Raw genomic sequence first — 25,820 nt, forward strand, 5'->3', positions numbered from 1 at the left:
GTCAGGCGGCAGGGGCGTCGGCGGTCTCCTCAGCCTCGACCTGGCTCGCGCGGATCGGATGACCCTGGCTGGTGAGGCACTTCCCGCTGGCGAGATCCCACTTCCAGTCGTGGAGCGAGCAGGTGAGCACGCCGTCCTCGATCTTTCCGGTCTTCGTCAGATCCGCGCGCAGATGCGGGCAGCGGCGCTGCACCTTCCAGTCGCCGAGCTGGGCGTCCTCGGTCTGGTCCGTCTGCTCGGAGTACCAGTTCTCGACGTACTCGATGCGGTCGCGCGAGAGGCATTTCAGGAACGTCGTCAGGAACTCGTTGAACTTGCCGCTGCGCCCGACCTCGAACTGCATCGAGAGGAAGATCGAGTTCGACCAGTCGATCTCGTGGTCGGCGATGTTCGTCGAGACGAGGTCGGCGGGGATCGTGTACCAGTAGATGCAGTCCTCGCCCGCGTACTCGCGGACCTTGGCCTTCGGGAAGTCGACGACCATGTCGAGCTCGCCGATGCGGAACCGCACCACGCCGCCGACGCCGTTGCGGATCGTGCGGGCACGGCGGAGAAGCGGCTCCCACCACTCCTGGATCGCCGCGAGCATCTCGGCGGGCGGAAGGACGGCGGCTCGGGATGCCTCCTCTGCGGCGATCTCGTCCTGACGCGAATCGCGCTGCTCGGCGAGGTAGGACCACTTGTCGTCGAAGATCCGGTCGATCTCGGCATCCGTGTACAGGGTCTGCGTGACCGACAGCTCACCGCCGTTCAGCTCGACCACCGTGCCCGGTACGAACTCGTAGCCCTTCTGCTCGGGACGCAGCTCGGCCATGTGCGCGAGGAATTGACGCTGGTCCGTGAAGATCGCGTCGCCGTCGAGACCGTAGCCGTTGTACTTGAACAGCTCCTCGCGCAGGAACATCGGCGGGCCGGCCATCGGGAACACGTGCTCCGCATCGACCTTCTCGATGTAGTACATCGCGCGTTTGTTCTGCGCGTCGCGCTTGAGCTTCGCGAAGTTCTGCTTGGCGTCCTGCGGCAGGTCGTAGACCATCGGCCACCAGATCGCTCCCGACACCTGCGTGAAGTACGCGTCGGGCTTCGAGAAGCCGAGGAGCTTCTCGAGGTCGAGCGGGTGCGAGTCGTTCTGGTTCAGGATGCTGGCGGTGCCGTCGTCGACGCTGAGTGACGAGTCGCCGATCGGCCCGTCGCTCGGTGCTCGCAGCGGCGTGACCATGAGCGTGAGGTCGCCGAACTGGAGGGGCACCCCCGCCTGCGTGTAGATGAGGTTCTCGTAGCCGAGCCGTCGCAGATCCTGTTCCAGTTCGTCGGTGGGGTACTCCGGCAGCAGGACCTTGATGTCCTTCGGAACGTGGCGGTTCATGAGCGCCGGGTCGAAGTGATCGCGGTGGCGGTGCGAGACGTAGAGGAAGTCCGCGTTGCCGTACTTCGCCCAGTCGAGCGCCCGGTTGTCGGGGAAGGGGAACCACGAGCCGAAGAACGTGGGTCCGATGACGGGGTCGCAGAGGATGCTTCCTCCCGCCGTCTCGATGAACATTCCGGCGTGACCGAGGCCCGTGATGCGCATGCTCGCTCCTTCCTCGACAAGTCTACGAGAGGGGGTCGGAACGGCCGCGGACCACCGGGCCGTGGAAAAGCGGATGCACCGCGCACGGCGGCGCGGTGCATCCGGAAGAGGTCAGGACGAGCGCGCGATCCGCGCGAGCACGCCGTGGACGAAGGAACCGGAGTCGTCGGTCGAGAACTCCTTGGCGAGTTCGACCGCCTCGTCGATCGCCACCGCGGCCGGAACCTCGTCGTTGTAGAGGATCTCCCACACGCCGATGCGCAGCACCGCGCGGTCGACGGCGGGCATGCGGGCGAGCGACCAGTCCTTCGCGAACGTGGTGATCTGCTCGTCGATCGCGTCGCGGTTGTCGATGACGCCGTCGACGATCTCGCGGGCGTACAGCCACGACGCTTCGCGTGCGGGCTCATTGGCCGCGCGCTTGGCCTCCACCGCGAGCATCGCCGGAAGGTCCTCTCCCCGCACGTCGGCCTGGAAGAGGATGTCGAGGGCGCGCTTGCGCGCCTTGCTCCGAGCGCTCAACGGTCAGTTGACGCGGCCGAGGTAGTCGCCCGTGCGCGTGTCGACCTTGACCTTGGTGCCGGTCTCGAGGAACAGCGGGACCTGGATCTCGTACCCGGTCTCGACGGTCGCGGGCTTGGTGCCCGCCGAGGAGCGGTCGCCCTGCAGTCCGGGCTCGGTGTACGTGATCTCGAGGACGACGGATGCCGGGAGCTCGATGTACAGCGGGTTGCCGTTGTTGAGCGCGATCTGCACCTGCTGGTTCTCGAGCAGGAAGTTCGCCGCGTCGCCGACCGTGGCGGCGCCGACCGTGATCTGGTCGTAGTCGGCGACATCCATGAAGACGAAGCCGTCGCCGTCGTTGTACAGGTAGGTGAAGTCGCGGCGGTCGACGTTCTCGGTCTCGACCTTGGCGCCCGCGTTGAACGTCTTGTCGACGACCTTGCCCGACAGGATGTTCTTCAGCTTGGTGCGGACGAAGGCACCGCCCTTGCCGGGCTTGACGTGCTGGAACTCCACGACGCTCCAGAGCTGCCCGTCGATGTTGAGGACGACGCCGTTCTTGATGTCTGCGGTCGATGCCATGAGGAAGGAGATTCCGTTTCGTGAGGGTGATGGGCCGATCGGGACCCGACAGTGAAGTCTACGGGATGCCGCGCCGCGGCCCCGATGCGGGGCGCAGTCAGCCGTCGGACTGGCCGGTGATGGCGGAGATCAGCCGGTCCACCGCGGTGGCGTAGCCGTCCACCCCTTCTCCGACCACGTGCACGATCGCGACGTCGGCGACGTAGGAGTGGTGGCGGAACGGCTCGCGCGAACGAACGTCGGAGATGTGGACCTCGGCGACCGGGAGGGCGACGCCAGAGAGCGCATCTCGCAGGACGACCGAGGTGTGGGTGAGACCGCCGGGGTTGATCACGATTCCCGCGCAGTCCTCGCGCGCCGCGTGGATCGCATCCAGGAGCACCCCTTCGTGATTGCTCTGCACCGCACGGATGTCGAATCCCCGCGCGGCCGCTGCGGCGCGGGTCATCTCCTCCACGTCGGCAAGAGTGGCCGTGCCGTAGATGTCGGGCTCGCGCGTGCCGAGCAGATTCAGGTTCGGGCCGTTGACGAGGAGCAGACGACGGGTCACGAGGTCACGCTATCAGCGCGCCTCGGCCGACTCAGGCTCAAGGGTCGGCGCGATGATCTGGAACGCGGGCATGCGGGACACGAGCAGCCACGCGGGCAGGACGATGATGCACAGCATCGGCAGCAGCGTGATGTCGTTGGGAACGGCCACACCGAGGAAGATCGCTAGCCAGCCGTCGCGCCCGACCACCACGATGACCCCGACGATGCCGCACGCGACGGCGAGTCCGAGCGGGAGTCCGGGGATCAGCACGTGGCCGAGCATCCCGAGCGCGACCCCGATGAACGTCGCGGGGAAGATGCGGCCGCCGCGGAAGAGGGCACTCGCCGCGACCAGGAGCGCGAGGATCTTGATGCCCGCGATCACCGCGAGCTGTGTCCCGTCATAGGCGCCCGGGTCCTGCAGCAGCTCGCCGATCTGGGCGAGGCCCTTGAACATCGTGATCGGCCCGCCGATGAACCCCAGGATGCCGAGGATGAATCCGCCGACGAGCGCGATGAGGATCGGACTTCTGAGAGCGTGCAGTGCGCGCCAGAAGATCGGGAAGAGGAAGAGCGCGATGAGGCCGAGCCCGGCGGCTCCGCACGCGACGAGACTCCCTGTGAGCAGATCGATCGCCTGGGGGCTGCCGTACGCGGGAAGATCGAAGGCGAGTGGCGGGGCACCCAGCAGATGCATCGTCACGGCACCCGCACCAGCCGCCGCGACCGGCAGGAACAGCTTGTCCCACAGCGAGCCCCCGCCCTTGGCCGCGGCGACGATCCCCGTGAACAGGAGCGCCGCGGCGACGGGCGTTCCGAACAGCGCACCCACGGTCGCCGCACCGCCGATCAGGACCGCTATCTGGGCCGGCACCTTCGGGAGCAGGCGTGCGAACAGTGCGACCACGATCGCGATGTTGATCGCGATGATCGGGTTCTCGGGGCCGAGGCTCACGCCGCCGGCGAGGCTGAACACGGTGACGAGCGCGAGCCCCGGGAGGACGCGGAGCTTCAGCGGCGGCGAGATGAGCTCGGTCGTCGCCGAGTCAGGGCCGCCGTGACCGGGCAGGAAGCGCAGGCCGAGACCGACGGCCAGGCCGGTGAGAGTGAGGATCAGGATGATCCACCAGCCGTCGGGGTCGACCCCGAGCGCGTCCGGGAGGGCCGTCCACAGCACGCCGCCCAGCAGGTCGGCCAACTGCTCGAGGCCCCACAGCAGCAGCGCGGCGAATGCGCCGAGCACGATCGCCGGGATCGCGAGGATGAGAAGCTGCCGCGGCGACACGCCGCCATCCGTGGTCGTCGGCGCCAAGCTCATCACGGCCTCCTCATCGGGGATCCGGCGTGGAGCCGATCCGTCGCATTCATCCTGCCCGAGCGCACGTCGCTCGCGGCGGGTGATTTCCGCGGCGCGACTAGCCCGCGACCTCCTGGTAGGCCGCGAACAGCAGCGACTCGTCCGGCGCCTGCAGGACGGTGGGCTTGGCGATGTCGTCGAGGACGATGAAGCGCAGCATCCCGCCACGGCTCTTCTTGTCGCGCTGCATCGTCGCGAGCAGCTGCGGCCACGCCCCGGCGCGGTAGGTGGTCGGCAGGCCGAGCAGGTTCAGGGTGTCGCGGTGGCGCTGGGCGGCGGCATCCGGCAGCCGTCCGGCGAGCCGTGAGAGCTCGGCGGCGAAGACCATGCCGACCGACACGGCCGCGCCGTGACGCCAGCGGTAGCGCTCGGCGTGCTCGATCGCATGGCCCAGCGTGTGGCCGTAGTTGAGGATCTCGCGCAGTCCGGCTTCACGCAGGTCCTCGCCCACGACGCGAGCCTTCATGTCGATCGCGAGCTCGATCGTGCGACGGAACGCGTCGCTGCGCGGGTCGGTCGCGGTCTCGGGATCGGCCTCCACCAGATCGAGGATCTCGGGCGCCCAGATGAACCCAGCCTTGACGACCTCGGCATACCCGGCGACGCGCTCGTTCCTCGTGAGCGAGTCGAGCAGGTCGAGATCGCACAGCACGGCGGTCGGCGCCCAGAACGCCCCGACGAGGTTCTTGCCCTCTGCGGTGTTGACTCCGGTCTTGCCTCCGACGGCGGCATCCACCATGCCGAGCACCGTCGTCGGCACCTGCACGACGGCGACGCCACGAAGCCAGGTTGCGGCGACGAAGCCGGCGAGATCCGTCACGGCGCCACCGCCGAAGCCGACGACCGCGTCCGTGCGCGTGAAGTCGGCCTTTCCCATGACCTGCCAGCAGAACGCCGCGACCTCGATGCGCTTACCGGCTTCGGCGTCGGGGATCTCGGCGAGCAGCACCTCCCGGTCACCGGTGAGCTGCGCGCGCAGCCGTTCCGCCTGCTCCGCGAGGGTCGGCGGGTGGATCACGAGCACCTTTCGGGCGGCGGCGGGCAGCACCTCGCCGAGCTGGGACAGGATGCCGCGTCCCACCGTGATCGGGTAGCTCGCGTCGCCGCTCACCGTGATGGTCGTCGTGTCGGTCATGCCACTCCCTGGTCGTCGTCGCCGCGGGTCCAGGCGACGATGCGGTCCACCACGTTCTGCAACGGGCCGTTCGAGGTGTCGAACGAGGCGTTCGCCAGTCGCTCGTAGACGGGCCTGCGCTGCTCGTAGATCCTCGTCCATCGCTCGAGCGGGTCCTCGTCTCCCTGCAGCAGCGGCCGGCTGCTCCCCCGCACGCGAATGGCGACGACGCGCGGCGCGACCGTGAGCAGCACGACGCGGTGCTGCGCGAGGTCGGACTGCGTGTCGGCGTCGAGCACCGCCCCGCCGCCGAGCGATACGACTCCCCCCGTCGCCAGGCCCTCGACCACGGCCGCGCGCTCGAGCGCGCGGAACTGCGCCTCGCCGCGGTCGGCGAAGATCTGGTCGATGGGACCGTGCTCGCGGGAGATCGCCGCGTCGGTGTCGAAGAACGGCACGTCGAGCGCACGCGCGACGCGCTTGCCGACGCTCGTCTTGCCGGCCCCCATCGGGCCGATCATGACGATCGCTCTAGATGTCGAGGTCATGCTGGGCCAGAGCGGCGTCGCTCTCGGAAGCCGTGCGCAGTGCCGCGGGAATGGCCGCGAGGTACCCGTCGAGGTTGCGGCGCGTCTCGGCGACGCTGTCGCCGCCGAACTTCTCGAGCACGACCTCTGCGAGCACGATCGCGACCATCGCCTCGGCGACGACTCCTGCCGCGGGGACCGCGCACACGTCGGAACGCTGGTGGTGAGCCGATGCGGTGTCGCCGGTCGCGACGTCGATCGTGCGCAGCGCCTTCGGAACGGTGGCGATCGGCTTCATGCCTGCGCGCACCCGGAGCACCGTGCCGGTGGACATGCCGCCCTCGGTTCCGCCGGCCCGGTCGCTGGACCGGGTGATGCCGTCGCCCGTGGCGTGCAGCTCGTCGTGCGCTTCGGAGCCGCGGCGCGTCGTGGTGAGGAAGCCGTCCCCGACCTCGACGCCCTTGATCGCCTGGATGCTCATGAGCGCCTGCGCCAGCTTTCCGTCGAGGCGGCGGTCCCAGTGCACGTGGGAGCCCAGCCCGGGGGGAAGACCGTACGCGAGCACCTCGACGATGCCGCCGAGGGTGTCGCCGTCCTTTCGCGCGTCGTCGACCTCGGCGACCATCCGCCCGCTCGTGGCCGCGTCGAAGCACCGCAGCGGATCGGCGTCCAGCGCGTCGACGTCGTCGGGCGTCGGCAGGGCGGCATCCTCTGGCACCCGGACCGGGCCGATCGACAGCGTGTGGCTGACCAGTCGGATGCCGAGCTCGCCGAGGAAGGACCGCGAGAGGGCGCCGAGGGCGACGCGCGCCGCGGTCTCGCGCGCGCTCGCGCGCTCGAGGATCGGGCGCGCCTCGTCGAAGTCGTACTTCTGCATGCCGACGAGGTCGGCGTGTCCGGGGCGCGGACGGGTGAGGGCGGCGCCGCGACCGCGGGACTTCTCGGTCAGCTCGACAGGCTCGGGGCTCATCACCTCGGTCCACTTCGGCCACTCGGTGTTGCCGATGCGCAGGGCGATCGGGCTCCCGAGCGTGAGGCCGTGCCGCACGCCCGCGGAGATGGTGAGCTCGTCCTCTTCGAACTTCATGCGCGAGCCGCGGCCGTAGCCGAGCTTGCGCCGCGCGAGATCGGCTTGGATGGCGGCGCGCGATACCGGGACGCCCGAGGGCAGTCCTTCCATGACGGCGACGAGTTCGGGACCGTGCGATTCGCCGGCCGTGAGCACGCGGAGCATTGCTCTAGTCTCCCATGCGCAGGTCGGGGGTTACGTCAGGCGTCGGACTCGAGCGCACGCCGCATGGCGGCGAGCACCGCCGGCTCGTCGGGGAGCGCGGCCGTGACGTCGCCGGTCGTGAAGGCGCGCACCTGCAGCACCGCTTGGTGCAGCAGCATCCCGAGACCCGACGTGCTCCGCCCGCCCGCGGTCTCCCACGCCCGGGACAGCGCTGTCGGCCAGTGACCGTAGACGACGTCGAGCAGGAACCCGCCGCCCGCCGCGAGGGCCGCGGCCGCGGCATCCGGGACCGGCGCATCGCCCGGCAGCGTCGCGATCGTGACCGGAACGGCGTCGAACGTCTCGGCATCGAAGGGCACCGCACTCACGGCGACTCCGAGCGCCGACCCGAGAGCCGACAGCGGCCCCACCGCTTCGGGTCGTCGCGCGACGACGTCGATCTCGGACGCGCCCAGCTCCGACAGCGCGACGAGCGCGGATGTCGCCGTGGCGCCCGCTCCGACGATGCGCGCGCGGGGCGCCTCGACGACGCCCTCCTCCGCGAGCGAGCGGACGATGCCGCCCACGTCGGTGTTGAAGCCACGCGGTCCGGCGGCGTCGAGGACCAGGGTGTTCACCGCGCCGGTGAGCTCGGCACGGCGGTCGACCTCGCGCGCCGCCGCGCGGGCCACGCCCTTGAGCGGCATCGTGAGCGACAGCCCGCGCCAGCTCGCGTCGAGCGAGGCAAGGGCCTCGCCGAAGCGGATGTCGTCGACGCGGCGCCGCTCGTAGGTCCAGTCCAGGCCGAGCACGGCATACGCGGCCGCGTGCAGCTGCGGCGACCGGCTGTGAGCGATCGGATCGCCCCACACGGCGAGCCGTGCACCTGCGGGGATCAGCACCCGGCGTCCGGGTTCGCCGAGCACCACTCCTGCCATTGCGCGACCGCCGCGTTGTGGTCGGCGAGGTTCGTCGTGAACACCGTCTCGCCCGTGTTGAGGTTCACGGTCACGAAGTACAGCCACGGGCCGTCGGCGGGGTTCATGGCCGCCGTGATCGCCAAGTCGCCCGGGTTCGAGATCGGGCCGATCGGCAGGCCCGTGTTCACGTACGTGTTCCACGGGTTCGGGTCCTCCAGCGCCTCCTGGGAGGAACTGACCGTGCCGTCGTGCATCTCGCCGTACCCGTACTGCGCCGTCGAGTCCATCTGCAGCAGGCCGAACGTCTCCTGATTGGCGGGGTCGAGGCGATTCTGGATCACCCGCGAGACCTTCTGCATGTCGGCCTCGTAGCGGGCCTCGCGCTGGATGATCGACGCGATGGTCAGGATCTCCTGGCGCTGGTCCTCGGGCACGCCCGCCTCGTCGAGCGACTGGACCGTGCGGTCCACGAGCGTCTGGATCACGCCCTGCGTCGTCACGTCCGGATCGAATGTGTACGTCGCGGGGAACAGCCAGCCCTCGAGGGAGTCTGCGGTGACACCGTAGACGGACGGGTCGGCGACCGCCGCCTGGAACTCCTCGAGAGGGATGCCGGTGGCTTCGGCCAGCAGCGGGAGGGACTGCTCGACGGTGAGCCCCTCGCGCAGCTGCGCGGTGTTCTCCATCTTGTTCGCGGGATCGAGGAGCGCCTCCAGGGCCGCCGCCGAGGTCATCTGCTTCTGCAGCTTGAACACTCCCGGCACGAACGGCGGGTTCTCACCCGTCTCGATCAGGTAGTCGTAGAAGGCGTCGGGAGTCTTCGTCACGCCGGCCTCGTACAGACTCTGCGAGATCGGCGAGCCGGTATCGCCGGATGCGATGGTGACATAGGCCTCGCCGTTGGCCATGCCCTCTTCGTAGTCCTTCGGCTCCTCCCAGCCCATGACCTCGCGGATCTTGTCCTCGTAGGTGTTCCAGACGTAGGCCACACCCACGCCGACACCGCCGATGATGAGGAGGACGATGCCGAGCGCGATCCATCCGCCCCTGCGGCGCTTGCGCTTGTCTTTCGGCGGCGGCGGCGCACCGATGTCGTCGGTGGAACTCGCGCCCGTGAAGAGGTCCTGGAGCGTCGCGGTGCGGGCTGAGCGGTCAGGCACCGTCTCGGTCGTCCCGCCGTCCGTCCCGGAGCCCGCGCGGCTGTATGTGGGAACAGGGGCTGGTCCGGTCGCGAAGAGCCAGGCGTCGTCGCCCGCCTCCGCATCGATCGCGCGGGATGCCGGAACCTGCGGCTGTGCGAGCGGGCTGGACTCCTCGGCCGCGGGCCTCGGGCCTCGCGGCACCTCAGCGCCCGGCGCCTCGCCCGTCACCTGTCTCGCCGCCGCCTCGCGCGCCTCGCGGCGGGAGAGCGGCGCTCCCCCGGCGCCCACCGCGCCGGACGGCGCCGCGGACGGATCATCCATCGGGGAATCGGGCATGTCAGGCGAGCTCCTGGGGGACGGGGGTTCCGGGTGGTCGGCCAGTGCTCTTCTCGACGTCGAGGGCTTGCTGAAGCAGCACCACCGCGGCGACCTGGTCAACAATGCTACGAGAAGAACGCTGTGATCTGCCCGAATCGCGCAAAGCCGCGTGAGCGGAGACCGTCGAGAGCCGCTCGTCGACCAGACGGACGGGAACTCCGGATGCTGCCGCCAGCGCCGTCGCGAACTCCCGCGCATCGACGGTCGACGCCGTGTCCTCACCGCGCAGATTGAGCGGCAGCCCGACCAGCAGCTCGAACACCGAGTACTCCTCGACCAGCGCGACCACGCGCGCGACGGCGGCCTCATCGCGCGGAACGGTCTCCACGGGCGTCGCCAGGAGTCCGTCCGGATCGCAGCGCGCGACACCGACCCGGGCGCGGCCGACGTCGATGCCGAGTCGCACGCCCCGACGGAACCCGCTCACGCGCCGAGCGCGTCCTTGATCGCCGTGAGCGCGGCCGGCAAGGCCGCGGCATCCGTTCCGCCGCCCTGCGCGACGTCGTCACGGCCGCCTCCGCCGCCGCCGAGCACGGCGGCCGCTGCCTTGGCGAGCACGCCGGCCTTGGCTCCCGCGGCGCGAGCGGCGTCGTTGGTCGCGACGATGACCACCGGGCGACCGTTCACCTCGGCGCCGAGCGCGACGACGGATGCCGCCGACCCGAGGCGTTCGCGCACCTGCAACGCCAGCGCCCGCACGTCGTCCGCCGAGCCGGCGGCGCCCAGCGACTCCGCCACCACGACCAGCTCGCCGACGCGCGACGCGGTGTCCGCGAGGGCCGGCACGCGATCGCCGAGCGCCTTGGCCTCGAACGCGGCGATCTTCTTCTCGGCGGTCTTCAGGCTCGCCGTCAACTCCGCGATGCGGGCGGGAAGCTGATCGCGCGGCGTCTTGAGGCTCGAGGTGAGCTGCGAGACGATCGCGCGCTCGGCCGCGAGCGATCGGAACGCGTCCAGGCCGACGAGGGCCTCGACGCGGCGATTGGATGCTCCTACCGACGACTCGCCCACGAGGTTGATGAGGCCGATCTCCGCGCTCGTGCTCACGTGCGTCCCCGCGCAGAGCTCGCGGGACCACGGGCCGCCGATATCGACCATGCGCACGGTGTCGCCGTACTTCTCGCCGAACAGTGCCATCGCGCCGAGCGACTTCGCCTCATCGAGCGCCATCACGCGGGTGGTGACCTCGAGGTTGTCACGCACGGCGTTGTTGGCGATCTCTTCGATCTCGCTCTTCGTCGCGTCCGAGAGAGACTGCCCCCACGTGAAGTCGAAGCGCATGTACCCGGCACGGTTGAGCGAGCCGGCCTGGGTCGCGCTCTTGCCGAGCGTGTCGCGCAGGGCGGCGTGCACGAGGTGGGTCGCGGAGTGCGCCTGGCGTGCGGCACGGCGGTTGGCGGCATCCACGATCGTCGTCGCGGGCTGGCCGACCCCGACCTCGCCGGTCGTCACCTCGACGGTGTGGCTGATGAGCCCGGCCACCGGCTTCTGGACGTCGAGGACCTCGAGCTCGTAGCCGGGACCGACGATGACGCCGCGGTCGGCGACCTGACCACCGGACTCGGCGTAGAGCGCCGTCTCGGCGAGGATCACTTCGGCGATCTGCCCGGCGCCGGCGCGGTCGACGGAGAGCCCGTCCACGAGGATGCCGAGCACGGAGGACTCGGTCTCGAGGTCGGTGTACCCGGTGAACACCGTCTCGCCCACCGCGCGGAAGTCACGGTAGACGCTGGTGTCGGCGAGCTGGCGCTTGCGCGACCTCGCGTCGGCCTTCGCACGCGCACGCTGCTCCTGCATGAGCGTGTCGAACGCGGCGCGGTCGACCGTGAGGCCCGCCTCTTCGGCGACCTCGAGCGTCAGGTCGATCGGGAATCCGTAGGTGTCGTGCAGCAGGAATGCCTCGGAGCCGGGAATCGTCGTGCCGCCGGCCGCCTTCGTCTGCACGAGCGAGTCGTCGAGAATCGACTCCCCCGCCGCGAGCGTGCGCAAGAAGGTGGCCTCCTCCGCGAGGGCGTACTGCGACAGGCGGGCGTAGTCCGCCTCGACCTCGGGGTAGGCGTCCTTCATCGCGTCGCGCGAGGCGGCGAACAGGTCGGCGAAGGTCGGGCCGTCGACTCCGAGGAGTCGCATCGAGCGGATCGCCCGACGCATGAGCCGGCGCAGGATGTAGCCGCGGCCGTCGTTGGAGGGCGTGACGCCGTCGGACATGAGCATGAGCGAGGAGCGCACATGGTCGGCGACCACGCGGAAACGGATGTCGTCCTCGTGGTTCGCTCCGTAGGTGCGACCGGACAGGGCGACGGCACGGTCGAGCACCGGCCGCACCTGATCGGTCTCGTACATGTTGTCGACACCCTGCTTGATGAACGCGATGCGCTCCAGGCCCATGCCGGTGTCGATGTTCTTCGCGGGAAGCTCGCCGACGATGTCGAAGTCGTACTTCGACTGCACGTTGGTGATCTCGTACTGCATGAACACGAGGTTCCAGATCTCGACATAGCGGTCGTCGTCGGTGGCGGGACCGCCGTCGATGCCGTACTCGGGTCCGCGGTCGAAGAAGATCTCCGAGCAGGGACCGGCAGGGCCGGGAAGGCCGGTGCTCCAGTAGTTGGTGTCCTTGCCGAGGCGCTGGATGCGCTCCTCGGGCAGGTCGGTGAGCTGACGCCACAGCCCGTGAGCCTCGTCGTCGTCCTCGTAGACGGTGACCCAGAGATCCTTCGGGTCGAATCCGAGTCCGCCGTCGGCCTCGGCAGAGGTCAGGAGATCCCACGCGAAACGGATCGCCCCCTCCTTGAAGTAGTCGCCGAACGACCAGTTGCCGAGCATCTGGAAGAACGTGCCGTGTCGGGGCGTCTTGCCGACCTCTTCGATGTCGTTCGTGCGGATGCACTTCTGGTTGTCGGCCGCGCGCCGGTACGGCGCGGGGACATCGCCCGAAAGGTAGGGGATGAACGGCACCATGCCGGCAACGGTGAACAGCAGTGCGGGGTCGTCGGTCACCAGCGAGGCGGACGGGACGATCGTGTGGCCGTTCTTCTCGAAGTAGTCGAGGAAGCGCTGTGCGATCTCGGCGGTCTTCATTCGGGGTCCTCGCAAATGGCGCGGTCCACTCCCCCGGATCCGGGGCCGAGCGGACGCTGGGTCAGTCGGTGAGCTTCTTCGCCGCGTCCGCGGCGGAGTCGACGGCGTCGGATGCTGCGGCGCGAGCGCTCTCGACGGCGTCGGCGGCGGCGCCCTTCACGTCGTCGACCAAGCCCGACATGCGGGCCTCCTGCTCGCGATACGCGTCGCCGATCCGATCGGTGAACTCCGTGATGCGGGCGTCCACCTCCGCGAGGATCTCGTGCCCCCGCGGGTCCTTGTTCATGAAATGGGCGACGACGAACCCGCCGGCGATGCCGACCAGGAACCACAGCAGGCTCTTCATGTCACCACTTCCTCGCGGGGCCGCCGGGCGCGGCATCCCTCCATCGTAGGCGGAAACGACGAAGGGCGTCGGGAGATCCCGACGCCCTTCGCACGAAACGGTCTTAGCGTGCTGCGTAGTACTCGACCACGAGCTGCACGTCGCCGACCACGGGGACCTCGGCGCGCTTGGGGCGACGCACGAGGCGCGCCTGCAGCTTGTCGAGCTCGACCTCGAGGTACGCGGGGACCGGGGGCAGGACGTCGGCGTGACCGCCGGCGGCTGCGACCTGGAAGGGCTCGGTGCCCTCGCTCTTGGCCTTGACGTGGATGAGCTGACCCGGCTTCACGCGGAAGGACGGGCGGTCGACGAGCTGACCGTCGACGAGGATGTGACGGTGCACGACGAGCTGGCGGGCCTGCGCGGTCGTGCGAGCCAGGCCGGCACGGAGCACGAGGGCGTCGAGACGCATCTCGAGCAGCTCGACGAGGTTCTCACCGGTCAGACCCTGGGTGCGACGGGCCTCGTTGAACGTGTTGCGCATCTGCTTCTCGCGGATGCCGTACTGCTCGCGCAGACGCTGCTTCTCGCGGAGACGGACGGCGTAGTCGCTGTCCTGCTTGCGCTTGGTGCGACCGTGCTCACCGGGAGCGTAGGGACGCTTCTCGAGGTAGCGCGCAGCCTTCGGGGTGAGGGCCACGCCGAGAGCGCGGGAGAGACGGACCTTGCGGCGGTCCTGGGACTTCGTTGCCACGAAGTGTTCCTTTCGATGACGCGGCCGTGTCGATCACGGCCCGCGGACGTATCCCGGATCCCACCTGTCGGGACGCACGTCGGGGCGTCCTGGAGGTTGTGAAGGGAGAAGGGGATGCCCGAAAACTGTGTTTCGAGCCGGTCAAGTCTATCAGAACGACTCTCCTCACTCGCTCCGCGCCCTCACACCGCAGAACGCGTGGACCAGCGCACGCAAGACCTCCCGGCTCCGACCGGCGCGCGCATCCTGCGAATCGACCGGAAGACCGCGCCGGGGCGTGCCCCTGTGCGACATGCTGTGGCCATGACGCATCGCAACCGGCTCGTCCTGGTCGTCTCGCTGTTCGGCACGCTCGCCGTGGCGGTCTACGCCGGGATCGCGGCGCTCCAGATCCTCGTCCTCAATCCGCTCGCCGCACGCCCGGGGACGACGCTCTCGCAGATCCACGCCGACATGGCCGAGATGAACGAGGCACCGGGCACCGGGATGACGCTCACGATCCTGGGACTCGGCGTCGCGCTCGCGATCATCCTGCTCACGCTCCTCGTCCGACGATCCGACGCCACCCCGACCGCGGCGCTCCTCGCGTACCTCTCGATGATCGCGATGGGCGCACCGGCGTACTTCATCGCTTCCTTCGGTCCCGGCATGGCGCTGGCCGACACCTACGGCATCGGCGGCGCCGACTACGCGCGGTGGTCGCTGCTCCTCTACGGAGCGAGCTTCGCCGCCCTCGTCGGCATCCTCGTCACGGCGGTCCTTCGGATGACGGTGCGCGTACAGGCCGCTCCGGCCTGAGTCGTCGCCGGTCAGCGGCCGTCGAGGATGCGCCGGATCTTCTCCAGGCGCGCCTGCACGTCGCGCTCGGCGCCGAGGGCCTTGGGCTCGTAGTACCGGCGCCCGCGGAGCTCGTCAGGCAGGTACTGCTGCGCCGACACCCCCACATCGGAGTCATGCGGGTAGACGTATCCTTTGCCGTGCCCGAGACGTTTGGCACCCGGATAGTGTGCGTCGCGCAGGTGGATCGGCACGCGCCCGAAGCCGCCCGTTCGCACGTCGGCGATCGCCGCATCGATCGCCAGGTAGGCGGCATTGGACTTCGCCGTCGTCGCCAGGTACGCGGTCGCCTCCGCCAGCGGGATCCTGCCCTCCGGCATGCCGATGAACTGCACGGCGTCGGCCGCAGCCACGGCCAGCGGAAGCGCGTGCGGATCAGCCAGACCGATGTCCTCTGCCGCGGAGATGATCAAGCGCCGCGCGATGAACCGGGGATCTTCGCCCGCCTCGATCATGCGGGCGAGGTAGTGCATCGCGGCATCGACGTCGGACCCTCTGATCGACTTGATGAACGCGCTGATCACGTCGTAGTGCTCGTCGCCCTGCCGGTCGTAGCGCAGCAGCGCGCGATCGACCGCCTGCGCGACGTGCTCGGCGCTGATCACCGGGGTCTCGGCGCCGTCCGACGGCTCGGCGAGCGACGCCGCCGCTTCGAGGGCGGTCAGCGCCCGGCGCGCATCCCCCGAGGCCAGCCGCACGAGGGCGTCGCGCGCGTCGTCGCCGAGGCTGACGGATGCCGCGAGCCCCCGGGCGTCGGCGACGGCGCGATCGACCAGCATCCGCAGATCGTCGTCGGTGAGCGGCTTGAGGGTGAGGAGCAGGGAGCGTGACAGCAGCGGAGAGATCACCGAGAACGACGGGTTCTCGGTGGTCGCCGCGATGAGCACGACCCAGCCGTTCTCGACACCGGGCAGCAGCGCGTCCTGCTGCGCCTTGGTGAAGCGGTGGATCTCATCGAGGAAGAGGATCGTGGACTGGTCGTACAGATCGCGCTGCGTGAGCGCCTCCTGCATGACCTCCCGCACGTCACGGACGCCGGCCGTCACCGCCGAGAGCTCCACGAAACGTCGGCCCGACGAGCGCGCGATCGCCTGCGCGAGGGTCGTCTTGCCGGTTCCGGGCGGCCCCCACAGGATGACGGACGAGGCGGTGCGCGCGGCATCCGGATCCGCCAGCGTGACCAGCGGCGACCCTGGACGCAGGAGATGACCTTGACCGGCGACCTCGTCGAGCGACGTCGGCCGCATGCGCACGGCGAGCGGCGTCTGCCCTTGGAACAGGGCGGTCGGTGTCGTCACCGGTCCAGGCTAATGCGCACGGGCGACACCGGACGCGGGAGCTTTTGCCGCACACGCGCGCGCGCCGTAGGATCAACCCCGGCCCGGGCGTCGACCCGGATCGGAGGAGGTCTCGTGGCGAACGGTGGCAAGGACCGCAGCTCGCGGGAGTCGCGCGAGCGCGCGCGGCTCTATCAGGCGCGCCAGGAGTTCCACTCGGGTCAGTCCCGTCGCCGCACGCGCGACAACCTCGTCGCCGGGATCGTGGGCGGTCTGCTGATCCTCGGCGTGGTGGGCGCCCAGACGGCGTACTTCGTCGCCGGCCCCGGCGCCCCGGTGCCCGCCCCCACCAACACCGGAGTGACCCCGACGCCGACCGTCACGTCCACTCCCACCCCCACGTCGTCGACGACCCCGACGCCCACACCGACTCCGTAGCTGCGCTCTCCACGGCACCTGAGGCGAGGGCCGCGCCCGTACTAGGCTGGGGCCGTCCATCCCCCACAGGCGGCGTACGCCGCGATGAGGTGCATCCCGTGACTGCCGCAGCAGAGTCCACTCCCGAGACCACCGGTCCCGCTACCGAATCCCCCGAGCCCTGGGGTCGCGTCGACGACGACGGCACCGTATCGGTGCGCGAGGCCGACGGCTGGCGCGTGGTCGGGCAGTTCCCCGACGGCTCGTCCGAAGAGGCCCTGGCCTACTTCGAACGCAAGTACACCGACCTGGCCAGCGAGGTCACGCTCCTCGAGGTGCGCCACCGCCGCGGCGGGGCATCGGCGTCCGATCTCCGCAGCGCCGCGCGCACCGTCTCGGCCAAGCTCGACGGCGCAGCCGCAGTCGGCGATCTGGCGAGGCTCGAAGCCCGCGTCGCCGCACTGACCGAGACGCTGGCCGCGGCATCCGACACCGAGGCGGCCGCCGCCCGCGAGGCCGTCGACGAGGCGGTGCGCGCCCGCACCGAGATCGTCGAGAAAGCCGAGGCCCTCGCCGCCCGCGACCCCCGCACCGTGCAGTGGAAGCAGGCCACCGCCGAGATCACCGATCTCTTCGATCAGTGGCAGTCGCAGCAGCAGAACGGCCCGCGCCTGCCGAAGTCGGCGGCACAGCAGCTCTGGAAGCGATTCCGCGACGCGCGCGCGACGGTCGACAAGCACCGTCGCGAGTTCTACGCCGAGCTCGACGAGGCCCACAAGGGCGTTCGCGAGAGCAAGACCAAGCTCGTCGAGAAGGCGGAGAGCCTCGCGCCGAAGGGCGAGGACGGCATTCCCGCGTACCGTGAGCTGCTCGATCAGTGGAAGACGGCCGGACGCGCCGGCAAGAAGGTCGACGACGCTCTGTGGGCTCGATTCAAGGCGGCGGGAGACGCGCTGTACTCCGCTCGTGTCGAGCGCGAGACGGCGGACGTCGAGGCATCCCGCGAGAAGATCGAGGCCAAGCGCGCCCTCCTCGAGGAGGCGAAGGCCGTCGGCGACGAGCGCGAGATCTCGAAGGCCCGCACGCTGCTCACCGGCATCCAGCGCCGCTGGGATGACATCGGCCGCATCTTCCCGCGCGACGCCGAGCGCAGCCTCGACGACGACCTGCGCAAGGTGGAGCAGGCGCTGCGCACCCGCGAGGAATCGGACTGGAAGCGCAACAACCCCGAGACCAAGGCGCGTGCCAACGACATGACGCGTCAGCTCACCGACGCGATCGAGAAGCTCGAGGAAGAACTGGCCGCGGCGAAGAAGTCCGGGGACAAGAAGGCGATCGCGAACGCGACCGAGTCGCTCGAGGCGCGCAAGTCCTGGCTGAAGGCGCTCGGCGGCTGACCCCCGTCTCTCCCCCGTCGTACGAGCGCGGGGTTGTCCACAGAATCCCGCGCTCGGCCGAGCACTCGGCGGCTGCTGCGTCAGACTGCGGAGATGGCGTCACCGTTCCTTTACTACGTCGATGACCGGCTCTCCCTCGCGGAGCTGACGGCTGCACGACTCGATGGCCACGTCGTCGAACTCGGCGACGCCTACATCCCGGCCGACGCGGTCGAGACCCGTGCGCTCCGCGCCGGTTCGCTCGCCGCGCTCCTCGGCCACACCCTCGCCGCAACGCACCTCACGGCGGCCTGGGTGCACGGAGCACTGCCCGTCCCGCCCGATCGCCACACCGTGCAGCGGGCCGTGCCGAAACGGCTGAGCCACGCGCCCTCGCGGCGCGTCGTCTACCGCGACCTCGCCGTCGATCCCGAAGACCTCGTGCTGGTCGGTGGCGTGCATGTCACCACCCGCCTGCGCACCCTCGTCGATCTCGCTCGCGTCGACGACGACGAGCACGCCCGTGCCTGCAGGCTGGTCGCTGCAGACGACCCCGACCTCGTGTCCGCCGCGATCGACAGGCTCGAGCGGGGTGCGCTCCCCCACAAGCGTGCCGCCGTCGCACTGCTCCGCGGGATCGCGGCGGCTCAGGCGGCGGTCAGGACGACGTGACGCGGTAGACGTCGTAGACGGCGTCGATGCGCCGCACGGCGTTGAGCACTCGGTCGAGATGGACGATGTCGCCCATCTCGAACACGAAGCGGCTGAGCGCCAGCCGGTCCCGCGATGTCGATACCGATGCGGACAGGATGTTCACGTGGTGCTCGCTCAGCACACGCGTCACATCGCTGAGCAGTCCCGACCGGTCGAGCGCCTCGACCTGGATCTGGACCATGAACACGCTCTTCGTCGTCGGCGCCCATTCGACATCGATGAGCCGTTCGCTGTCGGCCATCAGCGACTTGACGTTCGTGCAGTCCGTGCGGTGCACCGAGACGCCGCTTCCGCGTGTGACGAACCCCATGATCTGATCGCCCGGCACCGGCGTGCAGCACTTCGCGAGCTTGACGAGGATGTCGGGAGCACCGCGCACAAGCACGCCCGAGTCGCCGTTGCGGGGCGCACGCGAGCGCCCCACGCCCGGCAGGTCGATCGGCCCGGTACTGGTGTCGCTCGCGCTGACGAGCGCGGTGACCTTCTCGATCACCGACTGGGTGGAGACATGTCCTTCGCCGACAGCGGCGTACAGCGCGGACACATCCTCGTACTTCAGCTGATGGGCGACCTCACTGAACGAGTCCTGGCTCATGAGTCGCTGCAGGGGAAGGTTCTGCCGGCGCATCGCGCGGGCGATCGCCTCCTTGCCCTGCTCGATCGCCTCTTCGCGACGCTCCTTCGTGAACCAGCCGCGGATCTTGTTCCGCGCCCGGGTGCTGCGCACGAAGCCGAGCCAGTCCTGGCTGGGACCGGCATCCGGATTCTTCGACGTGAACACCTCGACGACGTCGCCGCTCTTGAGCTCGGTCTCCAGCGGCACGAGGCGGCCGTTGACCTTCGCGCCCATCGTGCGATGACCCACCTCGGTGTGGACCGCGTAGGCGAAGTCCACGGGTGTCGCGCCGGACGGGAGGCCGATCACACGGCCCTTCGGCGTGAAGACGTAGACCTCCTTCGCGCCGATCTCGAAGCGGAGCGAGTCGAGGAACTCCCCCGGGTCGGCGGTCTCGGCCTGCCAGTCGGAGATGTGGGCGAGCCACGCCATGTCGGCGTCGACCGCCTTGGCGTCGGTCTTGCCGCCGTTCATCCGCTCCTTGTACTTCCAGTGCGCAGCGACGCCGTACTCGGCCTGCTGATGCATCTCGTTGGTGCGGATCTGGATCTCGACCGTGCGGCCTCCGGGACCGATGACGGTCGTGTGGAGCGATTGGTAGAGGTTGAACTTCGGCGTGGCGATGTAGTCCTTGAAGCGCCCCGGCAGCGGCGTCCACCGCGCGTGGATCGCGCCGAGCACGGCGTAGCAGTCGCGCACGCTGCTCACCAGGATGCGGATGCCGATCAGGTCGTAGATGTCGTCGAACTCGCGGCCGCGCACGACCATCTTCTGGTACACCGAGAACAGCTGCTTCGGTCGGCCCATCACCCGTCCGCGGATGCGGAGCTCGCGCAGATCCGTGTCGACCGCGTCGATCACGTTCTGCACGTACTGCTCGCGCTGCGGGGTGCGCTGCTTGACGAGACTCTCGATCTCGGCGTACAGCTTCGGGTGGAGCACGGCGAACGAGAGGTCCTCGAGCTCGGACTTGATCGCCTGGATGCCGAGCCGATGTGCGAGCGGCGCGTAGATCTCGAGCGTCTCGGTCGCCTTCTTCCGCGCCTTCTCAGGCGGGACGAACCCCCAGGTGCGCGCGTTGTGCAGTCGGTCGGCGAGCTTGATGAGCAGCACGCGGATGTCGCGCGACATCGCGACGATCATCTTGCGGACGGTTTCGGCCTGCGCGCTCTCGCCGTACTTGACCTTGTCGAGCTTGGTCACGCCGTCGACGAGCATCGCGACTTCGTCCCCGAACTCCGCCGTGAGCGCGTCGAGGCCGTAACCGGTGTCTTCTACCGTGTCGTGAAGCAGGGCAGCCGCGATCGCCTTCGGCCCGAGGCCGAGGTCGGCGAGGATCTGGGCCACCGCAAGCGGGTGGGTGATGTACGGCTCACCGCTCTGCCGCGTCTGCCCCGTGTGGGCGGTGTCGGCGACGGCGTAGGCCCGCTCGATGATCGACAGATCACCCTTGGGGTGGTGCGTGCGCACCGTGCGGAGCAGCTGCTCGACATCGTCGCGGCGCGCCGACCGCGAGAAGATCCGCGGAACGAGGCGCCGAAGCGACGAGGTCTGGGCGGGAGGGACGGTCTCGGTCACCCGGCTCCCTCCCCTCCGCTGGACCTCACAATCCTACGCCCGCGCCGATGCGCCTCAGGCCGGGGTGCCTGCGAGCTCGCGCGCTGCGAGCACGCGCGCGTCGCGCGTCTTGATGGGCGCCTCGTTCTCGCGCAGGAGCGAGTAGAGCGGCGCGGCGACGAAGATCGTCGAGTACGCGGCGACGATCGTTCCCACGAAGATCGACAGCGACAGATCGGTGAGCGTCTGCGCACCCTGCCAGATGATGCCGATGAAGAGGATCGCACCGGTCGGCAGGATCGCCACGACGGTCGTGTTGATCGAGCGCACCAGGGTCTGGTTCACCGCGAGGTTCACCGACTCGCCGAAGGTGCGGCCGGACACTTCGCCGTCTTCGCTCGTATTCTCCCTGATCTTGTCGAACACGACCGTGGTGTCGTAGAGCGCATAAGACAGGATCGTGAGGAACCCGATCACGGCGGCCGGCGAGATCTCGAACCCGAAGAGGGCGTAGATGCCGACCGTGATGATGAGGACGTCGACCAGGCCGATGATCGCCGACACGGACATCTTCCACGTACGGAAGTAGAGCGCGAGGATCAAGAACGTCAGCGCGAGGAAGATCGCAAGACCCCACAGGGACTGACGCGTGACATCGGCTCCCCAGCTGGGTCCGATGAAGGAATAGCTGACCTCGCTGGCGGGCACGTCGTACGCCTCGGCGAGGGCCGCAGAGACTTCGCGGCTCTCGGCATCCGTCAGCTGGTCCGTCTGCACCCGCACCGCGTTGTCGCCGATTGTCACGACCTTCGTCGTGGCGTCGGACACGACGGAGTGAACGGCCTCGGTCGCGACGGTCTGGTCGGGGCTCTCGACACCGCTGACCGTGAACTGCGATCCGCCGGTGAACTCGATCGAGAACTGGATCGGACGGAAGACCGGCACCAGCGCCGAGCCGACCACCAGGATCGCCGCGATCAGGAACCACAGGCGCCGGCGCCCGACGAACGGGAAGGAGGTCTTGCCGGTGTAGAGGTCGTTTCCGAGCTGATTCATGGAGCGCATCAGTCGTCTCCCTCCTTGGCGGTCTTGCCGGGTTTCGACTTGTCGCCGGCCGAACTGGCTGCGAGTTCTGCCTGCTTGCGCTCGGCGATCGTCTGCCGTCGCTCCGCCTCTCCGCGGGACTTCCCGGCGCGCCGACCTGCGGCCGTCGTCGAGGTCGCCGCGACGGGTGCGCGGAACTGGGCGCGACCGCGGTAGACCGCGCCGAGCGCTGTCGGGTCGAGTCCCGACAGCGGGTGTCCGCCGCCGAAGAACTTCGTGCGTGCCAGCAGCTGCATCACCGGGTGGGTGAAGAGGATGAAGATCAGCACGTCGATCGCGGTCGTGAGACCGAGAGTGAAGGCGAAGCCCTTCACCGTCGCGTCGGCCAGGATGTAGAGCACCACGGCGGCGAGGATGTTGATCGACTTCGAGATGTAGATCGTGCGCTTGGCGCGGTTCCAGCCGTCCTCGACCGCGCTCGTGATCGACTTGCCGTCTCGCAGCTCGTCGCGGATGCGTTCGAAGTAGACGATGAACGAGTCGGCTGTGAAGCCGATCGTCACGATCAGACCCGCGACGCCGGCCAGCGAGAGCCGGAAGCCCATGCGCCACGCGAGGATGCACAGCGTGAGGTATGTCAGCACGGCCATCACGGCGAGCGACGCGATGATCACGAAACCGAGCGCGCGGTAGACGATGAGCGAATAGATCGCGACGAGCGCGAGACCGATGAGGCCGGCGATGAGGCCGATCTGCAGCTGCTGCGAGCCGAGGGTCGCCGAGATCGAGTTGGAGCTCTCGACCGTGAACGAGAGCGGAAGAGCGCCGTACTTCAGCTGATCGGCGAGGACCTTCGAGGACTCCTGCGTGAAGTTTCCCGTGATGCTCGGGTCGCCGCCGAGGATGACAGCGTTCATCGATGGTGCCGAGAGCACGTAGCCGTCGAGCACGAACGCGAACTGGTCGAGCGGCGGGTCGGCGCCGTAGAGGCGCTGGCTGATCTCGCCGAAGATCTTGGTGCCCTCGTCGTCGAAGCGCAGGTTGACGGCCCACAGTCCGTTCTGCTGCTGCAAGCCGAACGAGGCGTCGTCGATCGATGAGCCGTCGAGCTCCACCGGTCCGAGGATGTACTTCTGGGTGCCGTCGGCGTCACACGTGATGAGCGGCTCGTCGGCCGGCGCGTTCGCGGGGTCGTTCGTGGGATTCGCGCAGTCGTACGCGTTGAACTCGGCCTGCAGCTTCGGCGTGACCCATGCGGAGTCGCTTCCGTTCGTGGGCGCGACGGAGGGGGTGGCCGCGAGCGTCGGGTCCGGCGTCGGGAACGGCGTCTCCTTGCCGTCCTCGCCGACGAAGGACGTGACCGGCGCACTGGTCTGGAGCACCGCACGCAGCTGCAGCTGAGCCGAGGCCTCGATGCGGTTGCGGGTCTCCTCGTCGGCCTGGCCGGGGATCTGCACGACGATCTGGTTTCCGGCCTGCGTCGTGACGTCGGCCTCACCCACGCCTGACGCGTCGACGCGCTGGCGGATGATCGTGACCGCCTGGTTCATCTGCTCCTCGGACGGCGCAGTGCCGTCCTCGGTCTGCGCCTCGAGCACGATCTGCGTGCCGCCCTGAAGGTCCAGCGCGAGTGCCGGCGTCCACGAGCTCTGCTGGAACACGTAGACGCCGAGCGCGTTGATGCCGGCCAGCAGGGCCGTGATCACGAGGAGGCCGGTCAGCGCGCGCCACGCATGCCGGACGGGAGTGGAAGTCGCCACGGATTCCGCTTTCTGGAAGGAAGCCCGAACGGGCCGGTGGGATCAGGCCTGGGGCTTGGTGCCGGGCTCTGCGTCCGGGTCGGCCGCGTCAGCCTTGTCGTCGACGGCGCGGATGTCGTCGGCGACGTCATCGACCGGAGTGACGACGGGAGCGGATGCCTCGGGGAGGAAGTCGTCCTCCGTCTGGACCTCGACCGCGGGGTCGACGACGCGCAGGATGGCCTGGCTGTGGACCTTGATCTCGACACCGGGGGCGATCTCGACGATCGCCGGCTGGTCGAGGTTCTCGGGGTCGTACGACACGATCGTGCCGAACAGCCCGCCCTGGAGGAGGACCTCTGCGCCGGGCACCGTCTGGCGTGCGCGCTGCTCCTGCTCGAGCTTCTGCTTCGCCATGCGGCGGCGCGAGCTCCAGAACATGAAGACCAGAAGGACGACCAGCAGGATGATGAGGCCGTAGTTGGTGAAGAACTCGTTCATGAAGGTGAGGTGACCTTTCGGGTCAGGCGCGCACCAGGGCGGCGCTGCCTGTGAGAGGAGGGGGGCGAAAGCCTCCAGCGATTATAGGTCATCGAAGTCGAGCACCGATTCGGCGGGCCGCGCGCCGAGATGCGCGTACGCCTCGGGAGTCGCCACACGCCCGCGCGGTGTCCTGCCCATGAATCCGATGCGAACGAGATACGGCTCGACGACGGACTCGATCGTCTCACCCTCCTCGCCGACCGCCACCGCGAGCGTGCCGAGTCCGACCGGCCCGCCGCGGAATCGGCGGACGAGCGCGTCGAGCACCGCGCGGTCGAGGCGATCGAGGCCGATCGCATCGACGTCGTACAGGTCGAGGGCCGCATCCACCAGCGCCGCATCGGCTTCGCGCCCATCGCCGTAGACGATGAGATAGTCCCGAACGCGGCGGAGCAGCCGGTTCGCGATGCGGGGTGTTCCGCGCGAGCGCCGGGCGATCTCCGCCCGCGCCGACGGCGGCAGCGACACGCCGAGCATGGCGGCCGACCGCTCGATGACGCGCTCGAGCTCTTCCGGCTCGTAGTACTCGAGGTGGGCGGTGAAGCCGAAGCGGTCGCGCAGCGGGTTGGGGAGAAGACCCGACCTGGTCGTGGCGCCCACGAGCGTGAACGGTGCGAGATCGAGCGGGATGCTGGTCGCCCCGGCGCCCTTGCCGACCATGATGTCGATGCGGAAGTCCTCCATTGCGAGGTAGAGCATCTCTTCAGCGGATCGCGCCATGCGGTGGATCTCGTCGATGAAGAGCACCTCGCCGGGGGTGAGGCTCGAGAGGAGGGCGGCGAGGTCCCCTGCGTGCTGGATCGCGGGACCGCTCGACAGGCGCAGCGGTCGTTCGCTCTCGTGCGCGACGATCATCGCGAGAGTGGTCTTCCCGAGGCCGGGCGGACCCGACAGCAGAATGTGGTCGGGCGAACGCTGCTGGATGCGCGCGGCATCCAGCAGAAGCTGCAGCTGCCCGCGGACCTTGTGCTGCCCGACGAACTCGGCCAGCGACGTGGGCCGCAGGGCGCCCTCGATCGCGAGCTCGGTCTCGTCGGCCGGCTCCTCGACATCGCGCACGTCACCCACCGATCGGCTCCTTGCGCGCGGGGCCGAGCACGGACAGCGTGAGGCGGAGCAGCGCAGGGACGGTGGCGCGGTCGGCTTCGGTCGCGTCGCCGGCGACCGAATCCACCGCTTCGGCGGCGACGCGTTCCGACCACCCGAGGCCCACCAGCGCCTGCACCACCTGCGCGGGAATGGCCGGCGAGGCATCCGCTCGCCCAGGGCCGGCGGTGCGCGTGACCGTGATCTTGCCCGCGAGCTGAACGACGATGAGCTTGGCCGTCTTCGGCCCGATGCCCGAGACGCGGCGGAACGGCGCATCGTCGTCGGCGGCGACCGCGTCGGCGATCTGGGCGACGGTGAGCGTCGAGAGCACGCCGAGCGCGGACTTCGGCCCGACGCCGGTGACTCCCAGGAGCTGCGTGAAGACGACGAGCTCTTCACGCTCTTCGAAACCGAAGAGCGACAGGGCGTCTTCGCGCACGATGAGGTTCGTGTGGAGCAGGATCGACTCGCCCAGACGCGCGCCCCTCGCGACCTGCTGCGTCACCGCGACGGACAGGCCGACACCGCCGACCTCGACGACGACGGCGTCCTGCTCGATGTGCACCACGGTGCCGCGGAGGGACGAGATCATGCTCCGAGCCTACGTGCGCCT

The 25,820-nt window shown here is 69.3% G+C and carries 25 protein-coding genes; 4 read left to right on the forward strand and 21 right to left on the reverse strand.

What is annotated here, in order from left to right:
* Position 1: 1 nt before the first annotated feature.
* From OL358_RS14175 to rpsD, 14 genes are all read right to left on the reverse strand, one after another.
* Positions 2–1,570 (reverse strand): Rieske 2Fe-2S domain-containing protein, encoded by a 1,569-nt coding sequence (locus OL358_RS14175; protein ID WP_264710715.1) that lies wholly within the window; start codon positions 1,568–1,570, stop codon positions 2–4.
* A 111-nt stretch (positions 1,571–1,681) separates the two neighbouring features.
* A complete protein-coding gene (gene nusB, locus OL358_RS14180; protein WP_264710716.1) occupies positions 1,682–2,092 on the reverse strand; it encodes a transcription antitermination factor NusB in 411 nt (136 codons plus the stop codon).
* 3 nt (positions 2,093–2,095) lie between these two features.
* Positions 2,096–2,656, reverse strand: a complete 561-nt coding sequence (gene efp / locus OL358_RS14185; RefSeq protein WP_264710717.1) for an elongation factor P — start codon at positions 2,654–2,656, stop codon at positions 2,096–2,098.
* A gap of 97 nt (positions 2,657–2,753) precedes the next feature.
* Positions 2,754–3,206, reverse strand: a complete 453-nt coding sequence (gene aroQ / locus OL358_RS14190; protein ID WP_264710718.1) for a type II 3-dehydroquinate dehydratase — start codon at positions 3,204–3,206, stop codon at positions 2,754–2,756.
* Between the two features lie 12 nt (positions 3,207–3,218).
* Positions 3,219–4,505 carry an ion channel protein gene (locus OL358_RS14195; RefSeq protein ID WP_264710719.1) on the reverse strand — a complete coding sequence of 429 codons (1,287 nt, stop codon included), beginning with the start codon at positions 4,503–4,505 and terminating at the stop codon, positions 3,219–3,221.
* 97 nt (positions 4,506–4,602) lie between these two features.
* Positions 4,603–5,679: a 3-dehydroquinate synthase gene (aroB, locus tag OL358_RS14200; protein WP_264710720.1), complete on the reverse strand. Its 1,077-nt coding sequence runs from the start codon at positions 5,677–5,679 to the stop codon at positions 4,603–4,605.
* On the reverse strand, positions 5,676–6,179 hold the full coding sequence (locus OL358_RS14205) for a shikimate kinase (protein WP_413631621.1): 504 nt from the start codon (positions 6,177–6,179) through the stop codon (positions 5,676–5,678). Before OL358_RS14205 ends, aroB begins: the two co-directional genes overlap by 4 nt.
* A gap of 10 nt (positions 6,180–6,189) precedes the next feature.
* The gene (aroC, locus tag OL358_RS14210) at positions 6,190–7,419 is read right to left on the reverse strand and encodes a chorismate synthase (protein WP_264710722.1); all 1,230 of its coding nucleotides are present in this window, start codon (positions 7,417–7,419) and stop codon (positions 6,190–6,192) included.
* A 35-nt stretch (positions 7,420–7,454) separates the two neighbouring features.
* A complete protein-coding gene (locus OL358_RS14215) occupies positions 7,455–8,336 on the reverse strand; it encodes a shikimate dehydrogenase (RefSeq protein WP_264710723.1) in 882 nt (293 codons plus the stop codon).
* Entirely contained in the window at positions 8,294–9,796 is a 1,503-nt protein-coding gene (mltG, locus tag OL358_RS14220; RefSeq protein ID WP_264710724.1) for an endolytic transglycosylase MltG, read from the reverse strand. Before mltG ends, OL358_RS14215 begins: the two co-directional genes overlap by 43 nt.
* A 1-nt stretch (position 9,797) precedes the next feature.
* Positions 9,798–10,265 (reverse strand): Holliday junction resolvase RuvX, encoded by a 468-nt coding sequence (gene ruvX, locus OL358_RS14225; protein WP_264710725.1) that lies wholly within the window; start codon positions 10,263–10,265, stop codon positions 9,798–9,800.
* On the reverse strand, positions 10,262–12,919 hold the full coding sequence (alaS, locus tag OL358_RS14230; protein WP_264710726.1) for an alanine--tRNA ligase: 2,658 nt from the start codon (positions 12,917–12,919) through the stop codon (positions 10,262–10,264). Before alaS ends, ruvX begins: the two co-directional genes overlap by 4 nt.
* Before the next feature lie 61 nt (positions 12,920–12,980).
* Entirely contained in the window at positions 12,981–13,265 is a 285-nt protein-coding gene (locus OL358_RS14235) for an ATPase (protein ID WP_264710727.1), read from the reverse strand.
* A 103-nt stretch (positions 13,266–13,368) separates the two neighbouring features.
* Entirely contained in the window at positions 13,369–13,998 is a 630-nt protein-coding gene (rpsD, locus tag OL358_RS14240) for a 30S ribosomal protein S4 (protein ID WP_056119987.1), read from the reverse strand.
* 303 nt (positions 13,999–14,301) lie between these two features.
* Between rpsD and OL358_RS14245 the strand changes: the two genes are divergently transcribed.
* Positions 14,302–14,796, forward strand: a complete 495-nt coding sequence (locus OL358_RS14245) for a hypothetical protein (protein ID WP_264710728.1) — start codon at positions 14,302–14,304, stop codon at positions 14,794–14,796.
* A gap of 11 nt (positions 14,797–14,807) precedes the next feature.
* Here OL358_RS14245 and OL358_RS14250 read toward each other — a convergent pair whose 3' ends face one another.
* Complete coding sequence (locus tag OL358_RS14250) at positions 14,808–16,082, reverse strand: replication-associated recombination protein A (protein WP_413631681.1); 1,275 nt, start codon at positions 16,080–16,082, stop codon at positions 14,808–14,810.
* Between the two features lie 165 nt (positions 16,083–16,247).
* Here OL358_RS14250 and OL358_RS14255 point away from each other — a divergent pair, with 165 nt between their 5' ends.
* From OL358_RS14255 to OL358_RS14265, 3 genes are all read left to right on the forward strand, one after another.
* A complete protein-coding gene (locus OL358_RS14255; RefSeq protein ID WP_264710730.1) occupies positions 16,248–16,550 on the forward strand; it encodes a dioxygenase in 303 nt (100 codons plus the stop codon).
* Positions 16,551–16,648: 98 nt separating this feature from the next.
* Positions 16,649–17,926, forward strand: coding sequence for a DUF349 domain-containing protein (locus OL358_RS14260; RefSeq protein ID WP_264710731.1), 1,278 nt, complete (start codon positions 16,649–16,651; stop codon positions 17,924–17,926).
* Positions 17,927–18,019: 93 nt separating this feature from the next.
* Positions 18,020–18,577: a hypothetical protein gene (locus OL358_RS14265; RefSeq protein ID WP_264710732.1), complete on the forward strand. Its 558-nt coding sequence runs from the start codon at positions 18,020–18,022 to the stop codon at positions 18,575–18,577.
* Here the strand turns inward: OL358_RS14265 and OL358_RS14270 are convergent.
* The 6 genes from OL358_RS14270 to ruvA all read right to left on the reverse strand — a co-directional run bounded on the left by OL358_RS14270 (position 18,564) and on the right by ruvA (position 25,799).
* A complete protein-coding gene (locus OL358_RS14270) occupies positions 18,564–20,813 on the reverse strand; it encodes a RelA/SpoT family protein (protein WP_264710733.1) in 2,250 nt (749 codons plus the stop codon). The genes OL358_RS14265 and OL358_RS14270 overlap by 14 nt on opposite strands.
* 54 nt (positions 20,814–20,867) lie before the next feature.
* The gene (gene secF, locus OL358_RS14275; RefSeq protein ID WP_264710734.1) at positions 20,868–21,857 is read right to left on the reverse strand and encodes a protein translocase subunit SecF; all 990 of its coding nucleotides are present in this window, start codon (positions 21,855–21,857) and stop codon (positions 20,868–20,870) included.
* Positions 21,857–23,596, reverse strand: a complete 1,740-nt coding sequence (gene secD, locus OL358_RS14280; protein WP_264710735.1) for a protein translocase subunit SecD — start codon at positions 23,594–23,596, stop codon at positions 21,857–21,859. The genes secF and secD overlap by 1 nt, the downstream gene beginning before the upstream one ends.
* Positions 23,597–23,638: 42 nt before the next feature.
* On the reverse strand, positions 23,639–24,076 hold the full coding sequence (locus tag OL358_RS14285; protein ID WP_264710736.1) for a preprotein translocase subunit YajC: 438 nt from the start codon (positions 24,074–24,076) through the stop codon (positions 23,639–23,641).
* An 81-nt stretch (positions 24,077–24,157) separates the two neighbouring features.
* Complete coding sequence (ruvB, locus tag OL358_RS14290; RefSeq protein WP_264710737.1) at positions 24,158–25,186, reverse strand: Holliday junction branch migration DNA helicase RuvB; 1,029 nt, start codon at positions 25,184–25,186, stop codon at positions 24,158–24,160.
* Positions 25,179–25,799, reverse strand: coding sequence for a Holliday junction branch migration protein RuvA (gene ruvA, locus OL358_RS14295; protein ID WP_264710738.1), 621 nt, complete (start codon positions 25,797–25,799; stop codon positions 25,179–25,181). Before ruvA ends, ruvB begins: the two co-directional genes overlap by 8 nt.
* Positions 25,800–25,820 lie beyond the last annotated feature (21 nt).

The organism is Microbacterium sp. SSM24 (genome assembly GCF_025989145.1).
In the GTDB taxonomy this organism is placed as follows: Bacteria; Actinomycetota; Actinomycetes; order Actinomycetales; family Microbacteriaceae; genus Microbacterium.

Bases quoted from the DNA above. Each gene is read 5' to 3' on its own strand.
- OL358_RS14195 (WP_264710719.1), bottom strand. From the start codon at position 4,505: ATGAGCTTGGCGCCGACGACCACGGATGGCGGCGTGTCGCCGCGGCAG.
- efp (WP_264710717.1), bottom strand. From the start codon at position 2,656: ATGGCATCGACCGCAGACATCAAGAACGGCGTCGTCCTCAACATCGAC.
- alaS (WP_264710726.1), bottom strand. From the start codon at position 12,919: ATGAAGACCGCCGAGATCGCACAGCGCTTCCTCGACTACTTCGAGAAG.
- aroB (WP_264710720.1), bottom strand. From the start codon at position 5,679: ATGACCGACACGACGACCATCACGGTGAGCGGCGACGCGAGCTACCCG.
- OL358_RS14245 (WP_264710728.1), top strand. From the start codon at position 14,302: ATGACGCATCGCAACCGGCTCGTCCTGGTCGTCTCGCTGTTCGGCACG.
- OL358_RS14205 (WP_413631621.1), bottom strand. From the start codon at position 6,179: ATGATCGGCCCGATGGGGGCCGGCAAGACGAGCGTCGGCAAGCGCGTC.
- OL358_RS14265 (WP_264710732.1), top strand. From the start codon at position 18,020: ATGGCGTCACCGTTCCTTTACTACGTCGATGACCGGCTCTCCCTCGCG.
- OL358_RS14175 (WP_264710715.1), bottom strand. From the start codon at position 1,570: ATGCGCATCACGGGCCTCGGTCACGCCGGAATGTTCATCGAGACGGCG.
- aroC (WP_264710722.1), bottom strand. From the start codon at position 7,419: ATGCTCCGCGTGCTCACGGCCGGCGAATCGCACGGTCCCGAACTCGTC.
- OL358_RS14235 (WP_264710727.1), bottom strand. From the start codon at position 13,265: ATGAAGAGCCTGCTGTGGTTCCTGGTCGGCATCGCCGGCGGGTTCGTC.
- mltG (WP_264710724.1), bottom strand. From the start codon at position 9,796: ATGCCCGATTCCCCGATGGATGATCCGTCCGCGGCGCCGTCCGGCGCG.
- OL358_RS14250 (WP_413631681.1), bottom strand. From the start codon at position 16,082: ATGCGGCCGACGTCGCTCGACGAGGTCGCCGGTCAAGGTCATCTCCTG.
- OL358_RS14215 (WP_264710723.1), bottom strand. From the start codon at position 8,336: ATGGCAGGAGTGGTGCTCGGCGAACCCGGACGCCGGGTGCTGATCCCC.
- secF (WP_264710734.1), bottom strand. From the start codon at position 21,857: ATGCGCTCCATGAATCAGCTCGGAAACGACCTCTACACCGGCAAGACC.
- ruvA (WP_264710738.1), bottom strand. From the start codon at position 25,799: ATGATCTCGTCCCTCCGCGGCACCGTGGTGCACATCGAGCAGGACGCC.
- OL358_RS14285 (WP_264710736.1), bottom strand. From the start codon at position 24,076: ATGAACGAGTTCTTCACCAACTACGGCCTCATCATCCTGCTGGTCGTC.